The 15830-nt window shown below is 44.0% G+C and carries 14 protein-coding genes; 10 read left to right on the top strand and 4 right to left on the bottom strand.

Going from position 1 to position 15830, the window contains the following annotated elements; translation table 11 throughout:
• The first annotated feature begins 122 nt into the window (after positions 1-122).
• Complete coding sequence (locus tag AC1ECB_RS12425; protein ID WP_021170718.1) at positions 123-389, top strand: TM1266 family iron-only hydrogenase system putative regulator; 267 nt, start codon at positions 123-125, stop codon at positions 387-389.
• Positions 390-406: 17 nt separating this feature from the next.
• Positions 407-1825, top strand: a complete 1419-nt coding sequence (hydG, locus tag AC1ECB_RS12420; protein ID WP_485668979.1) for a [FeFe] hydrogenase H-cluster radical SAM maturase HydG — start codon at positions 407-409, stop codon at positions 1823-1825.
• A gap of 210 nt (positions 1826-2035) precedes the next feature.
• Here hydG and AC1ECB_RS12415 read toward each other — a convergent pair whose 3' ends face one another.
• Complete coding sequence (locus tag AC1ECB_RS12415) at positions 2036-3184, bottom strand: efflux RND transporter periplasmic adaptor subunit (RefSeq protein ID WP_485668978.1); 1149 nt, start codon at positions 3182-3184, stop codon at positions 2036-2038.
• A 283-nt stretch (positions 3185-3467) separates the two neighbouring features.
• On the opposite strand from AC1ECB_RS12415, the gene AC1ECB_RS12410 reads away from it, so the two are divergent.
• The 6 genes from AC1ECB_RS12410 (at position 3468) to AC1ECB_RS12385 (ending at position 9299) form a co-directional block, all read left to right on the top strand.
• Positions 3468-4532, top strand: a complete 1065-nt coding sequence (locus AC1ECB_RS12410) for a hypothetical protein (RefSeq protein WP_485668977.1) — start codon at positions 3468-3470, stop codon at positions 4530-4532.
• A gap of 275 nt (positions 4533-4807) precedes the next feature.
• Positions 4808-5410 carry a TetR/AcrR family transcriptional regulator gene (locus AC1ECB_RS12405; RefSeq protein WP_485668976.1) on the top strand — a complete coding sequence of 201 codons (603 nt, stop codon included), beginning with the start codon at positions 4808-4810 and terminating at the stop codon, positions 5408-5410.
• Positions 5397-6374, top strand: coding sequence for an HlyD family secretion protein (locus AC1ECB_RS12400; RefSeq protein WP_485668975.1), 978 nt, complete (start codon positions 5397-5399; stop codon positions 6372-6374). The genes AC1ECB_RS12405 and AC1ECB_RS12400 overlap by 14 nt, the downstream gene beginning before the upstream one ends.
• Entirely contained in the window at positions 6371-7273 is a 903-nt protein-coding gene (locus tag AC1ECB_RS12395) for an ABC transporter ATP-binding protein (RefSeq protein ID WP_485668974.1), read from the top strand. The genes AC1ECB_RS12400 and AC1ECB_RS12395 overlap by 4 nt, the downstream gene beginning before the upstream one ends.
• On the top strand, positions 7273-8178 hold the full coding sequence (locus tag AC1ECB_RS12390; protein WP_485668973.1) for an ABC transporter ATP-binding protein: 906 nt from the start codon (positions 7273-7275) through the stop codon (positions 8176-8178). Before AC1ECB_RS12395 ends, AC1ECB_RS12390 begins: the two co-directional genes overlap by 1 nt.
• A complete protein-coding gene (locus AC1ECB_RS12385; RefSeq protein WP_485668972.1) occupies positions 8175-9299 on the top strand; it encodes an ABC transporter permease in 1125 nt (374 codons plus the stop codon). The genes AC1ECB_RS12390 and AC1ECB_RS12385 overlap by 4 nt, the downstream gene beginning before the upstream one ends.
• A gap of 547 nt (positions 9300-9846) precedes the next feature.
• Here the strand turns inward: AC1ECB_RS12385 and AC1ECB_RS12380 are convergent.
• The 3 genes from AC1ECB_RS12380 to AC1ECB_RS12370 all read right to left on the bottom strand — a co-directional run bounded on the left by AC1ECB_RS12380 (position 9847) and on the right by AC1ECB_RS12370 (position 12720).
• Positions 9847-10044 carry a hypothetical protein gene (locus AC1ECB_RS12380; protein ID WP_485668971.1) on the bottom strand — a complete coding sequence of 66 codons (198 nt, stop codon included), beginning with the start codon at positions 10042-10044 and terminating at the stop codon, positions 9847-9849.
• 212 nt (positions 10045-10256) lie between these two features.
• Complete coding sequence (locus AC1ECB_RS12375) at positions 10257-11033, bottom strand: LytR/AlgR family response regulator transcription factor (protein ID WP_485668970.1); 777 nt, start codon at positions 11031-11033, stop codon at positions 10257-10259.
• Positions 11020-12720, bottom strand: coding sequence for a LytS/YhcK type 5TM receptor domain-containing protein (locus AC1ECB_RS12370; RefSeq protein WP_485668969.1), 1701 nt, complete (start codon positions 12718-12720; stop codon positions 11020-11022). Before AC1ECB_RS12370 ends, AC1ECB_RS12375 begins: the two co-directional genes overlap by 14 nt.
• Before the next feature lie 149 nt (positions 12721-12869).
• Between AC1ECB_RS12370 and AC1ECB_RS12365 the strand changes: the two genes are divergently transcribed.
• Together AC1ECB_RS12365 and AC1ECB_RS12360 are read left to right on the top strand one after the other, a co-directional pair.
• Complete coding sequence (locus AC1ECB_RS12365) at positions 12870-14198, top strand: C40 family peptidase (RefSeq protein WP_485668968.1); 1329 nt, start codon at positions 12870-12872, stop codon at positions 14196-14198.
• A gap of 80 nt (positions 14199-14278) precedes the next feature.
• Positions 14279-15823, top strand: a complete 1545-nt coding sequence (locus AC1ECB_RS12360; protein WP_485668967.1) for a hypothetical protein — start codon at positions 14279-14281, stop codon at positions 15821-15823.
• The last annotated feature ends 7 nt before the right edge of the window (positions 15824-15830 follow it).

Here is a 15830-nt window from a genome sequence, read left to right as displayed (position 1 = left end):
GGTGTAATTTAGGGAGAAGCATAGCCTTGTATATTGCTTCCCGTAATTATTGACGTCTATCCTTGCGGCCTTTTGGGTCACAAGGATTTTTTATTTTATATTTTAAGGAGCTAAAAAACCTTATGGAAACAAGGATTGCGCTTATTGGAATTGTGGTTGAAAACAAGGATTCCGCCAAAAAGATAAACGATATTCTTCACGAATATGGCGAGTACATTGTAGGGAGAATGGGCATCCCTTATCCCAAACGTAATGTTTCAGTAATTAGTATTGTTATGGATGCTCCCAATGATATTATCAGCGCTCTCTCCGGCAAGTTAGGAATGATTCCCCATGTCAATAGTAAAACTGTGTACTCTAAGCTATCTCCAATCGCAGATAAACAATAATAAAAGGAGTGTTACTAATGTATAATTGTAAATCAAAAATTGCTGCTGAATTTATTGATGACCAGGAAGTGTTGGACACGCTGGCTTTTGCTCAGCAAAACAAAAGTAATCGTGAACTTATTGACAGCCTTATAGAACGTGCCAGGGATTGCAAAGGTCTGACTCACCGTGAAGCGGCCGTACTGCTGGAGTGTGACTTAGAAGATGAGAATGAAAAAATGATGTCACTGGCAAAAGAAATCAAGCAAAAGCTTTATGGAAATCGTATTGTAATGTTTGCGCCGCTATATCTTTCTAACTACTGTATAAATGGCTGTGTATACTGCCCCTATCACTTTAAAAATAAAAATATTTCCCGCAAAAAGCTTTCACAGGAAGATATTGCCCGTGAGGTAACTGCTTTACAGGACATGGGGCATAAGCGACTGGCGTTGGAAACAGGCGAAGACCCTGTTAATAATCCGATTGAATATGTTTTGGAAAGCATCAAAACTATTTACAGTATCAAACATAAAAATGGTGCTATTCGCCGTGTTAATGTCAATATTGCCGCAACAACTGTGGAAAACTACCGTAAACTCAAGGACGCCGGTATTGGGACTTATATTCTTTTCCAGGAAACCTATAATAAAAAAGCCTATGAACAGCTGCACCCAAGCGGACCAAAGAAAGACTATGCCTACCATACCGAAGCCATGGATCGGGCCATGGAAGGCGGGATTGATGATGTTGGCGTCGGTGTTTTGTTTGGATTAAATATGTATCGTTATGATTTTGTTGGTCTGCTTATGCATGCCGAACATTTAGAGGCGGCTATGGGAGTTGGCCCGCATACCATCAGTGTTCCGCGAATTCGCCCGGCAGATGATATTGACCCCGAAAACTTTAGCAATGCTATTTCTGATGACATATTCGCCAAAATAGTAACTGTGCTCCGAATTGCTGTTCCGTACACCGGTATGATTGTTTCTACCCGTGAATCCCAAAAAACCCGTGAGCGAGTGCTGGAATTAGGCATATCCCAAGTCAGCGGCGCATCCAGTACTAGTGTTGGTGGATATTATGAAAAAGAAGCAGAAGACGATAATTCGGCTCAGTTTGATGTAAATGACAGCCGTACTTTGGATGAAGTTGTAAATTGGCTGCTGACTTTGGGCTATATTCCCAGTTTCTGTACGGCTTGCTATCGTGAAGGACGTACAGGTGACAGGTTTATGAGTCTGGTAAAGACAGGACAAATTGCCAACTGTTGTCAGCCAAATGCCCTTATGACTCTTAAGGAATACTTAGAGGACTATGCTTCGGCAGATACCAAAGCAAAGGGTGAGGCCGTAATTGCCAACGAAATTCCCCGTATTACCAATGAAAAAGTTCGTAAGATCGCCATTGAGCATTTGACAGAATTGAACGATGGAAAACGCGACTTCCGCTTTTAAGGCTGCGGACGTAGTTAACAAGAAACCGCCGGCCTGTGTAAGGTCTGGCGGTTTCTTGTGCCATAAAATAGAAAGTTTTTTTGTACTTTGGCGCTTTTATAATTCTTTTCTAACAATTTGCATGTATGCTATAAAGGTCATTAGGAAACGCATCCCTATGACGTGACCTCTTACGTCTTGCCTTTGGGTGAGGCGATTTTTTTTGTTTTTTTAAGGGAGTGCTATAACATCGCCATCTTTTAAATTGTTTATACCACTGGTTATGATGAGGGCTTGTTCTGGTAAACCTGATGTGATTTCTACGAAGTCATTGATAGTGGCGCCTATATCTACCTGTTGCCGGACGGCTTTGCCGTCAATAGCCAGGTACAAATAGTTGAGTCCCTGGTCTTGAAAAACTGCTGCTAGCGGCACAGCACGAACAGGTACTGAATTGCCGGTTTTCAGATGAACTTGTACAGGGAGTTCTGCTTTGAGCAGGCCATTGGTATTATCGACCCTGATATGGGCAAGAAATGATGGCGTGTCAGTCCCAACTACCGGATAAATGGCTTCGACTTGACCGGTGAGTGATTGCGATGCTGAATCATTGACCACAATTTCAGCCAGGGTGCCTGAGGAGACAAGATATAAATCCTTTTGTTCAAGGTGAACTACGACGCGAACATCGCCGCCAGTGTCTAGTACCATTAGCTGCTGGCCTGTCTGGACTGTTTTCCCGTTAGCGGCAGCAAGTCCGGTGACCTTGCCGCTAATTGGAGCAGTAAGGTTAGCCGAGCCCGGCAGTCGTGTAGAGCTGGAGCTATTAGAAGAAGACGCTGTATCTTCTTGGGCGCTGGATAAGGCTTCGCGCGCAGCTTGTAAGCGGGCGGATACATCTTCAAATTGTCGGCGTGCAATGCCGCCTACTTGATACAATTTCTGATAACGGTCATATTCTTTGGCAATATTGTCATAATTGGCCTGGGCCTGCTGCCGTGATCCCTCATTTTGGCTGGCTGGAATAGGAGTAACTGCTGTTTCTATGCCGGCAGATGCTGCGGAGCCTTCAATGTGAGCAAGCAGTTGTCCGGCTTGTACCTGCTGTCCTTCTGTAACATGTACCTCACTGAGGAGGCCGGAAATTTCGGCACTGATAATGACTGCCTGTCGGCTTTGGACAGTGCCGGGCAGTATGATTGCTATTTCTTTATTTATAATACTGACAGGTGCCGTTGTTACAGTAGCTGGTCCTTGTTGCGGCACAACATGTCCAAATGAAAAAGGACCGAAGTAGCGGACTCCCAATAACCCTGCTATGAGGACGACTGTTATCAGGATGGTTGGGATAAACTTGGCTGGTATGGTAATTTTATTCATAGACTTCATCTCCAAATGCAAAAGTATTACTACTATAGTCCTACTTTTTTCTTTATTCGTCAAGCTTGGGAGAAATTTTTTGGCAGCTGTAGTGTATCAATAGCAAGGCTACGCGTTGCCCCAATTGCACCTCTGTGTTCGATAAATAGATAACAGGCTTAAGCAAATTCCTATTTTCTCCGATAGTATTAAAAAGAATAACATCCACTATTTAACATAATTATTGTTGCAACAAAACTGGGTAAAGGACTACCTAGCCTATTATTTCAAGGAGGAGATAACATTGAAGATTGCTAGTTCCACTATTGCCATGACCAGCCAGCATAGTCTGGTCGAGCAGGATGTGCAGCAGGAATCGCTGCAGGTATGGTCAGGGGGGGAAGCAGATCCGCAAACGCGACCGGCACAGATAGCTTTGTTAGCTATGCCGCAGGATCTAGTTGACATTTCTGATCAGGCAAAGCAAATGTCAGGAGTACAGACGGCAGAGGCTGAGCCATTTGAAATCAGTGACAAGGATAAACAGAAGCTGCAGCTTATTCAGGATTTTATTCAAATGATAACTGGAAAGAAGATTAAGTTTGTTATCCCGACAAAGGAACTTAACCTTAAACCTGCTGAAAACCAGACTTCGCTTTTTCAGGGACAACAGATAAGCATGCAAGGACAAGCTAATCTTGGCTGGGGATTGCGGTATAGTTTCTACCGGGCTCATTCGGAGAAAGAAAGTGTGGCCTTTGGTGCGGCGGGAGTTGTGAGGACGGCTGATGGACAAGAAATTAACTTTTCGGCGCAGTTAAATATGACCAGGCAGTTTATGTCTGAACAAAGCATCAATATTAAAGCAGGAGATGCTTTAAAAGATCCGCTGGTAATCAATTTTGATGCTCCGGCAGCCAAACTTACTACGACGAAATACAGCTTTGACCTCGATTCTGATGGAGTAGCTGACCAGATATCTTTTACTGGCCCAGGCAGCGGTTTTCTTGCCCTTGACACAAACGGTGACGGAAAAATTAATAATGGCCAAGAACTGTTTGGTCCGGAAAGTGGCAATGGGTTTGCTGATTTGGCGGCCTATGATAGTGATGGTAACAACTGGATTGATGAGAATGACGCTATTTATGAAAAACTGCGCATCTGGACAAAAGACGAGCAGGGAAATGACCAGCTATTGGCGTTAGGTCAAAAGGGTGTGGGAGCCATATATCTAGGGAATGTTTCCACAGAATTTGCGATGAAAGACAGTACTAACCAGCAGCAACTTGGACAGCTGAGAAGTACAGGTGTATTTCTACGGGAAAATGGTACAGTAGGTACCATACAGCAAGTTGATTTAGCGGTATAAGTCATAAGGGAAGGGTACAGAAGGTGCTCTTCCTATTTGATACATAAAGAAAGTTACGTTTTTTGAACCGCAGAGACGCAGAGTACGCAGAGGGAATGGTTGACATACATCTCCCCTCTGCGCTCTCTGTGTCCTCTGCGGTTAAACATATCCTCAAGGGCGCAGTAGCTCTTTTAATTTTTAGAAAAGAAGGGTGAGGTTTTTCTTGACAAGGATAATGCTGACAAGTACAATTTAATCAATCGATTAATTAATTGTACGGAAGGAGTGAATTTGTGGAAAAAGAAACAAGAGATAAATTGATTGAGGCAGGGGAAAAATTGTTTTCCGCAAAAGGGTTGGCGGGGGTATCGATACGGGAGCTGTCACAGGAGGCAGGCGCAAATAGTGCATTGATCTCCTATCATTTTGGCGGCAAAGAGAGTTTGTATTCGGCAATTCTTGAAAAGCAGTTTTCGCCTATAGGGATATTGTTGGACTCTGTTTCCGGGACAAAGGCTTCACCAACCGAAAAAATCATCAAGTATGCGCAGGGTGTAGCCATGGTGCATGGTAAAATGCCCTTTTTTACTAAATTTCTTATGGGCGAGATTATTAGTCCCTCCCGCTTCTTCGAACCGCTTATCCAAAAGTATATTCACCGAGTCTACGGTTTTTTGACAAATACAATACGCGAGGGAATTGATTGCGGTGAATTTCGTAAGGATATGGATGTTAACGCAGCAGCCTTGGCATTGGTAGGTATGTTAAACTTTTATTTTATTTCCCGTCCTATTTCGCGGCGCTTTGTGCCAGATGGTACTGTGCAGGGTGAAAATTTTGTCGTGCAAGCAGTAGAAATTTTTTTGAGTGGGGTGAAAGAGTGTGGTGATAAATAAAAAAATACTGGTCGGTGTTCTGCTTGCCCTGCTTGTCGCAGGGGGAGCAGTTTATAAGTATCTAAGACCAGCGGAAACCGGTATTACGGCTACAGGCACAATCGAAGTAACGCGGGCCGATGTTATGCCAAAGGTGAACGGTTATTTGACAGGACTGGAGCTAAAGGCTGGCGATGCGGTTGAGGCCCGGCAAAAGGTTGCTAAGATAACCAGAGCAGATTTGGAAGCCCAGGTTGTCAGGGATGAAGCCGCATTTGCCAAGGCGGCTGCGCAACTGCGGGATTTGGAAGCCGGGCCGCGCAGTCAGGAGCGTCAGGAACTGAGTGCCCTGCTGGATTCGGCCCGGTCGACATATGAAAAATACAGACAGGATTACGAACGTTATCAAAGTCTGTATCAATCTGGCGCAATTTCGCTGCAGCAGCTGGATACCGCCCGTTCCAACATGGAAGTGGCCTATGGTAGTATGATTGCAGCCAATCAGCGGCTAAGTCTGGGAAATGAAGGCAACCGGCCAGAAGCTATTGAAGCGCAGCACCTGGAACTGGAACGCAGTAAGGCGGTGTTGGCAGCCAGCAAGGTATTGTTAGAAGATACGGTGGTTATCAGTCCGATCAGCGGACTCATTCTTTCTAAAAATTTTGAAAATGGTGAGTATGTTAATCCCGGAGCTGCCATTTTGACAGTGGGGGATATGAACGATTGTTGGGTAAAGATATATGTGTCTTCAACCCAATTAGGACTGATTGCTGTTGGGCAGGAAGCCAAGGTAAAGGTAGATTCTTTTCCGGACAGAGTATTCCGCGGAGAAATCAAAGAAATTAACCAAAACGCCGAGTTTACTCCCCGTCAGAGTATTACGCAAAGCGAACGGGCCAATCTGGTGTTTGCGGTTAAGGTACAGCTTGACAATGCCGAAGGGATTTTAAAGCCAGGTATGCCGGCAGATGTGGTGCTTAAATGATTACCCTTACCAATGTTACCAGACGGTTTGGCGTTTTGACGGCTGTAGATAATCTTACTTTGAAGGTTGCGGCCGGAACAATCTTTGGTTTGGTGGGGCCTGATGGTGCAGGCAAGACGACGACAATTCGTATGATTACCGGCATTATGGCAGTAACTTCAGGCAGTATAAGTCTGCTGGGCAGTGAAAATGCTGAGAATGTAAAAGCGCAAATCGGCTATGTGCCGCAAAAATTCAGTCTATACGGTGATCTCACTGTCATGGAAAATATTCGTGTTATTGGAGCGTTATATGGAGCGGATCAGCAGCGGGTAAATGAGTTAGGAACGGAAATTTTGGCTTTTACTAACTTGCTGCCCTTCAAGGATCGTTTAGCTGACAATCTGTCAGGGGGTATGAAGCAAAAGCTGGCGTTGGCTGCCGGGCTTATGCACCGGCCGAAAATCTTTTTTCTGGATGAGCCTGCTACAGGTGTAGACCCTGTTTCCCGGCGGGAGTTTTGGCAAATGTTGTACCGGCTGAATAAAGAAGGCATGACAATCTTTGTTTCTACCCCTTATATGGATGAAGCTGAGCTGTGTACACAGGTGGCATTTATGAATCAGGGCCAGCTTGTGGCCTGCGATACGCCCGCACGTTTGAAGGCGGCATATCCTTTCCGTTTGCTGGAGCTTAAAGCAGAGGGAAAACAGATAAAAAAAATCCTGGCAGGGTGTCCGATTCTGGACATTAATGCATTTGGCGATCATTACCATTTGGTAACAGCACCTGCTGCAGAAGTAAATCTGCTAGTTGAAGCCGCGCTAAAGGCAGCCGGAGTGACAGGATATGCTCTCCGTGAGATTCTACCGACGTTAGAGGATATATTTGTTCATCTGGCAGGGGAAGGGGAATCGTAATGTATGCTGTAGAAACAGAAAACCTTACCCGGGTTTTCGGCGATTTTGTGGCTGTCAATCAGGTTAACCTTAAAATTCCGCAAGGCAGTATTTATGGGTTTTTAGGACCTAATGGTTCGGGAAAATCGACAACCATCCGCATGTTATGCGGAATTCTGGCCCCCACAAGTGGGCGTGGTCAGATCCTGGGGCTGGATTTGGCAGCACAAGCCGAAGCAATTAAAGCGAAAATCGGCTATATGTCACAAAAGTTTAGTTTGTATGATGACCTGACAGTGATTGAAAACCTTGAGTTTTATGCCGGTTTGTATAGTTTGCAAGGGCCTCAGCGGCAGGAACGGATAGAGTATATGCTGGACATGGCCAGACTGAAAGACCGTCGGCAGGAAATGACGGCAAACCTTGCCGGTGGCTGGAAGCAGCGGCTGGCACTAGGCTGTTCTATTTTGCATGAGCCGTCGATTCTATTTTTGGATGAACCAACAGGTGGTGTTGACCCTAAGTCTCGTCGCATGTTTTGGGATATTATTTACGAGTTGGCAAACGAGGGGACGACAGTTATGGTTACTACTCATTTCATGGATGAAGTTGAACACTGCGATTCTATTGGGTTTATCTATGAAGGTAGCTTAATCGCGAATGATACACCTGCCAATCATAAGCACAATTTGCCAGGAATGTTGCTTGAAATTTCGACTCAGGACCCTATGGGGCTGTTTAGTGAGCTGGTGGCCGAGAAGCGAGAGGTTCTGGATGTGTATCCTTATGGAACCAGTGTACATGTTCTTATCCAGGAAGCGCGGCTAACCGATTATCAGAATTATGACTATCGGGTAATTACTCCGTCGCTTGAGGATGTATTTGTTTTCTATGTAAAAGCGAAACGTAAGGAGCTGAGCGTATGATTCGTCTGAGAGCCTTGCTGGTTAAAGAATTCATCCAAATGCGACGTGACCGGTTGACTTTTGCAATGATGGTAGTCATGCCTATTATACAATTGTTGCTGTTTGGTTTTGCAATTAATACTGATGTTAAGCATTTAACTACGATTGTCTTTGATCAATCGCTGCAGCAAGAGGGGCGGGATTTGCTGTCTGCCTTTCAAGCCAGTGAATATTTTGACATGAAGTATGTGGCAAAAAATTTTCAGGAAGTAAATGAGGCTGTGGAGAGTGGTAAGGCCAAGGTAGGCATTATTATTCCACCAGATTATACGGACAATATTAAGCATGGGCGCAGTGCAGCCGTGCAGGTTATTGTTGATGCCTCTGATTCAATGGCAGCCTCTTCGGCTATTTCATCGGCGCAATTAATCGGACAGCTACGTTCCCAGGAAATACTGCTAAAACAGATGCAAGTCTCGCAGGGAAAGCAGGTAACATCGCCAATTGATATTCGCATTCGTCCCTGGTATAATCCTGACTTTATTTCTGCATTTTACATGGTGCCAGGTATATTGGGGATTATATTGACCATGACTATGGTCATGATTACCTCAATGGCTATTGTTCGTGAACGGGAGCGGGGTACACTTGAACAATTGATTGTAACGCCGATGAAATCCCATGAATTGATTCTGGGCAAAATCATTCCCTATATTTTTGTTGGTTATGTTCAGGCCACATTAGCGTTGGTAGTAGGCGCATTGGTGTTTGTTGTGCCGATGAAGGGCAGTATTGTCTTGCTTTACAGTTTGACCACACTATTTATTATTGCTTCTTTGTCTTTGGGAGTACTCATTTCAACAGTAACCAGGACCCAGATGCAGGCTATGCAAATGTCTTTTTTTGTATTTCTACCTAGTGTGTTGTTATCTGGTTTCATGTTTCCCAGGGAAGCTATGCCGCAGCTTTTCTATCAGTTGGGGCATTTGCTGCCACTGACTTTCTATCTGGAAATACTACGCGGCATTATTCTTAAAGGGATTGGCATCAATTTCCTGTGGTCGCAGGTATTTGCCCTGATTGTATATATTCTGGCAGCTTTGTCAATCAGCATCTTGAAGTTTCAAAAAAAGATTGCCTAAACCCGCATATAAGAAAAACGCTACGCGTCCTTTGAATTTGAGCACATCAGCTATCCAATACCCAAATCCGTGAATCCTATTGTTGAGTCAATGGAATACAAGGAGCGGGGTGTTACTTTTGGCATTGCCCCAAAAGTAACAAAAGGTCTAGGCCCCACGCCTCCAAAAGCTGAAAAGCCGGGCGATATTCCTAAAATCCGTAAACTTGCTACGCTCAAACAGTACGGATTTTTTTAACGGAATACCGCCCGGCTTTTCTCCTGCGGAACGCTTTTTCCGGCAAAGGCCGGGAGGTTACGGGAGTTACGAGGGGTGACGGCCACGGAACGCGGAGCACGGAGCACGGAGCACGGGGTACGGGGTACGGGGTACGGGGTACGGGGTACGGGGTACGGGGTACGGGGTACGGGGTACGGGGCCGCCTGTGCCGGGTTTTAGACTTGACACCTCTTGTTTTATAAGGCCTCCGTAACTTCCAAACTTATATTTTCTGATACATTAAAAAATCCGCGTTCACTTAGTGAACGCGGATTTTTTTAATACTTACTTATTTACTATAAGTATCCAGATAACTTAGCCCTAATTGTTCGTACAGCTCGAGATGCTGGATAACAGCAATTTCTTGATTACTGCTTAAGTTGCTGATGATGTCTATACCAATAGCATCTTTAATTATACTTTCAATTTCAAAGGTGCAATAGCCTAAAAAAGTTAGGCGTTTAATTAATGATATAATGCGTTTCATATCTATATTCCTCCTTAATTCTAAATTGGTAATCATCACGTTAGAAAACGTAATCAGCCGCATTACCATGGACTACTACCAATTACTAATTAGAACAAAGAGAAATTCGGAGAACTACTTTTTCTAAATAGGGGGTTTAAAACCACATGGACAATAATCTATTACAATATATCATGACATATTTATAAAGTCAAGATATATTTTTTGGTAATTTATTTTAGTCCCAAAATTTCCTTTATTTTTTTTATTTGGCTTTTACCGACAGGTACCTCGACATAGCTGCTATTATCAGGTGTAGACAATTTTAGCCAGTAAGTACCTTTGAACCAGGGGATGACTTCCTTAACTTTTTCCATATGGACAAGGTAGCTTCTGTGTACGCGTAAAATGGGCGTGTCCCGCAGACGTTCTTGTAGTTCTGTCAACGTGCCGGAGTAGTTGTATTCTCCGGCTAGGGTTATAATTTTGACTAAACCTGTAAGGGTATGAATATAGATAATGTCATCATAATCAATTAACATGATTTTGCCATTTTTCTCAACAGCCAGTTTGTGTACTGGTTGTTGAACTGCTGAAGCCAATGTTTGATCAAGACGTGCGGTGGCTACTTGCCATTCTTCGGGGTGATATTTTTCTAAACGAAGTACGGTAGCTGCTACTCGCTCACTTTCAAACGGTTTTAGCAGATAATCAACAGCGCCTATTTCAAATGCTTTAAGTGCATATTCATCATAGGCGGTGGCAAAAACAATAAGGGCTTGTGGCGCGGCCGTCCGTAAGGCCAGCGCGGTATCAAGGCCGCTCATACCCCGCATTTGAATATCAAGGAATACAACATCAGGGTCACACTGGGCTGCAAGGCCGACTGCTGCCGGGCCGTTGTCCGCCTCACCAATCACGGAGATAGCCGGCAGCTGGGACAACAAAAATTTTAGTTCATCGCGAGCCGGTAGTTCGTCATCAACAATAATGGCTTTAAGCACAATCATTCACCTCGTTGGTAAGGCATTTGGGAAAACGCAATGTAATTGTGGTGCCCTGGCTAGGTTGGCTCGTAAGTGTTAAGCCATAACTACTGCCATATTGTCCGCAGAGGCGTTCATGCACGTTGATTAAGCCAATACTTTCACCACTTGGATGCTCAAGTGGATTGTGGGCTGCTAAATCCATACCTACACCGTCGTCTATAATATTCATTTCAATATCGTTCCCGCAATCAGTAGCTTTAATTGTAAGTGAGCCACCGGCTGCTTTGGGCTGCAAGCCATGTTTTATGGCGTTTTCTACCAGCGGCTGGATGGTAAGTGAAGGAATCAGATATTGATTAAGCTCAGGCTCAATGGCTTCTATTACCACCAGCTTTTCACCATGGCGGGCTTGTTCAATAGCAAGATAAGCGCGGACTTGTGCCATCTCCTCATAGATGGTAATATTTTGCCCGGTCTTATGCAGTGTATAACGGAAGATCATACTTAATTTGATTAGCAACTCTCGCGCTAAATCAGGCTTAGTGCGAATAAGCGAAGTAATGGTATTAAGGGTATTAAATAAAAAGTGGGGATTAATCTGAGCGTGCAGGGCTTTCATTTTGGCTTTGTCAGCCCTTTTAGCCTGGTGGTCAATCTCGGTAAGTTCAAGTTGGGTGGAAAATAAATGAGCCAGACCAGTAGCGAAAACGATATCTGCCTGACCCAGGTTGCTCTTATGGGTATAATATAGCTTTAAAGCACCAATCACTCTGTCGGCGCTTTTTAGTGGCACAACAATAGCACTTGCAAGCTGACAGCCAGCGTGGGCACAACCGATGCCGGCCTTATCCCGGGCAAGCTGCACTTGACCGGTGGCAAGCGCTTGGCGGGTAGCTATTGTCAGAGTGGTATTTACCGAAGGGGCATGATGAGAACTTTCTGCTCCTGTAAACGCTATTACTTTCTCGGTATCTGTAATAGCTATGGCATCATAGCCTGCGGTAGCCAAAATGATATGAGCTGTTGCCTGTGCTGATTCCGCAGTGAGGCCGCGCCTTAAATAAGGTAATGTTTTGTTTGCAATATGAAGTGCTTTGTGGGATTGCTCGGCACTAATCTTTTCTTGTGCATCAGTGGTTGTTTTTATAATCAGCATAAATACCATCAAGCCCAGTGAGTTGGCAACAATCATGGGTAACGCAATTTCGCTGACAAGCTCTACAGCAAGATAATAGGGACGTGCTGTTAATAAAATAATACCCATTTGCATGATTTCCCCAAAAACGCCGGCGGCAAGTGCGAGCCACCAGGGAATTGGACGACCTGGGAAGTATTTGTGAATCATACCGGCCAGCAGGCCTTCACAAATATTGGCTAACGCGCAGGAAAAGGAAGTAAAGCCGCCTAAGAGGTAACGATGGCCGCCGGCAATAATTCCGGCTGATATTCCCATAAGGCGTCCACCAATAAGGCCGGACGCCATAACGCCGACAACCCGGGAATTGGCAATAGCATCATTGACGGGTATACCGGCATAGGTGCCAGAGATGCCGATAAGACCAAAAAAAATGGTAAGCAGCAGGGCATCCTGGTAAGTATTACGGCGGTTTATCAGACGTCGAAATATGCTGGTTTGCGATAATACAAAAGCAAGCGTGGCGGCTACGCTTAGTCGTTGAATCATTTCTAATAGTAATTGTTCAGACATACCTATCCTCCTCATTTCTTCAGAATAGCATTTTTCACGGTAGCTGACAATCATTTCTGTCAATGCTTGCAGGATAGTGCGGGTAATTTGGTGAATTATGCTTAATGGAAATGAGTGGCTGATTAGCTGAATGAGGGAGGAAGTAAAGGTTGAAAAGATTATTGTTATTTGTAACCGTGGTAACTATGATTACTATGGCGGCTTTTGTAGGGCCGGCAGCGGCGGCAGATGCATATAAGGTGATGCCTAATGTTGCCCCGATGATGCTTAACGAAACCTATTGGATTAATAAATTGCAAGAACCTAATCAAGTAATTTTGGAACAAAAGGAGATTGCGGCCTTTAATCAGGCGGTAATTGATAAGTCTCCGGATACAGTTTTTGATTTGCGCCAGTACCCAAGTAAATTGTTAAAGGAAAAACTAGTAAGCCTGATCGCTGTACCTAAGCTGCCAGAGGAGCGGGAATATGTAAATGGTCAGCCGGTTACAGCTGATTATTACAGCATGCTTGCGGCTAAATGTAATGTAGATGCGATTGCACCTAGTACCCTGGTGCGGTTTGCGTTCACTGTGACTCGTGCTAATATCAGGACTTATCCTACAAATGATTTTGTGGCCGACAAGAGTGATGATCATGAATTTGACTTGTGGCAGGAAACGGCGATTGATCCGGCTGAACCTGTTGTTATATTGCATGAAAGCCTGAACAAAGATTGGTATTATGTTCAAACCTATAATTATCGGGGGTGGCTGCCAGCCAGGGCGTTAGCTGTTGCTGCCAATCGGCAGGAGTGGCTGAAGTATTTTGATACAGCGGAATTCCTAACAGTGACAGCCCATAAAATTACCATCGGGGATACTGTGTTTGCCATGGGAGCCAAACTGCCGCTGACTGACAGCAAGGTTTCTTTGCTGCGCGAAAAACAAGGTAAGGCAGGTAATTATGCTGTTAAGCTGCCGGTACGTGGTCCTCAGGGAGAATTAGGTTTCGAATTGGCTGCAGTGCCGATGGATAATCAGGTGGTTCGCGGGTATCTGCCATATACCAGAGCTAATATTATCAGTCAGGTGTTTAAATTACAGGGTCAGCGATATGGCTGGGGCGGAATGCATGATAGTTGGGACTGTTCTTCGCTGGTGCTTGATGTATACCGGGGTTTTGGCTTAAAGCTGCCGCGCAATGCTGATGAACAGGAGTTGGCCGCTGGCCGAACGATTGCATTTTCAGGAAGTGACCGGGTAGCACAAATCAATAAGTTGGAACCAGGGGATGCTATCTATATGCCAGGCCATGTTATGATTTATCTGGGTCGGGAACAGGATGGCCGCCAATATGCCATTCACTCGCTGGGTGGATATAATACAGAGGAGGGCCGCATATCAGTTATGCGTGTGGTTGTTAGTGATCTGTCAATTAAAACAAGGAATGGAAAAACATTCCTAAATGCACTAACTAACGGGAAACAATTCCAATAAGTGGAATACTACTGGTTTAGAGGGGGCAAACGTGTTATAATAAGGTTCGTTAACGTGCTTAAAGGAGTTAAATATTTACCATGACCAACATAAAAAATGTTTATGATGAAGTCCAGGTCTTTTTTGAAGAGCTGGAATGGAATTCAGCAATAAAACGGGAATGGATTGAAGGTTTTTTGCGTCATAAGGCTTGGCAGGGTGCTGATGACCAGGTTTTAAGGGATAGGTGGCACAATCTGCAAATGTTTGTATCATATTTGTCTTATTCTGGTGATACAACCCTTGATGAGCTGACAGCTGTCGAGTATAGTTTGGCTGTTGAATGGATGATTGTACAAACAGAAGGGTTTAAGCCTAATATTAAGGTGGTAAATCATTTATTCGATGTATTGCGAGAGTTTTATGACTATTTGTCTACCAAAAAAATACATTTTGATACTGCGGAACTTGAACAGGCAGCGGCATTTATGACTGGAGGCAAGCAGCTTAAGTTTATTGAACCAGAGGACGAAGAAAGCATGATATTCAAAGAAGCGTCACTTAGTACTATACCGAAAGATATCGGAAGCATAGTTGGTGAAGCGGTAGAACGGTTGATGCATAAGTTTAGTTCTTATTTCCAGCGAGAAAATTTCATTGATGATTTTGACCGGGCGCTTTCGCTGTATTTAGGACCGCTTGGGCAAATGCCGGACGATGAACATGACGATGAATTCTGGCTGGGGTTTTGGGATTATTTTTTATTTGATTATCATTTACTGGCAAATGACCGCGCGCCGATAATGCAGTTTGAATTGGATTGTAGTAAGCAGTTGAATGAAGAGGAACAAAAAATCCTGAAAGAGCTTTTGAAAGCCAAGTTTACAGTATTTTACGTTGAAAGCGTAGTTAATCAGGAGTGGGTTGATTGCATTAATCTGTTAACTGACGAAAAAATTCGTTTGCCTAATCCGAATTATGATTATAAACATGTAAAAAAATTGTTGTTTTATGGACATGTCTTTCTACAACAAGAGGAACACGAATTGGTTATGATTAATTTCATTACCAGTGTTGAAATTAGTAGTAATTTGCGCCGACGGATTAAGGAAGAAATTAATCGTCAGAAAGCTATGTTAGATTTGCAACAACCGGGTGTTACCTGGGGTGAATTTATTGAGCGGCATGCTAATGCGGTAAGACACACGATTGATCTTTTAGCTACCTGGGCTAGGGTTAATGTTACTTCATACGCCCAGATGGAACGCAACTTTCCGCAGCCGGTAACTGATGAAAAAGCCGTTAATATGGCAGTAGCAAAATCCATTGCAACTTATATGCCCCAATTTGGCTATTCGTTGCATGATGTTGTTTTGGCCCAGAAGATGTGGCAGGATTTTTCCCGGATTACCACCGTAAATGTTCGAAAACCAGCTGTATGGGCTGCTGCTGTCATTCAGGTTTATTCTCATATTAATAATGGTGAGGCCGATATGCCGATAAACGTATTAGTCGAAGATATGAAGGTAAGTAAATCAAGTATTAGTGCCAGCAGCACTAAGCTTTACAATGTATTAAAACTGGAAAAATATGATCCCAGATACTTAAGTGAAGAGGGCATGATTTCCTTGCTGTATGATCTATAATAAGTGT

Source organism: Sporomusa sp. 246TCP1 (genome assembly GCF_057319775.1).
Note: the sequence above shows the minus strand (reverse complement) of the source record. Positions and strands in the feature narration are given on the sequence as shown.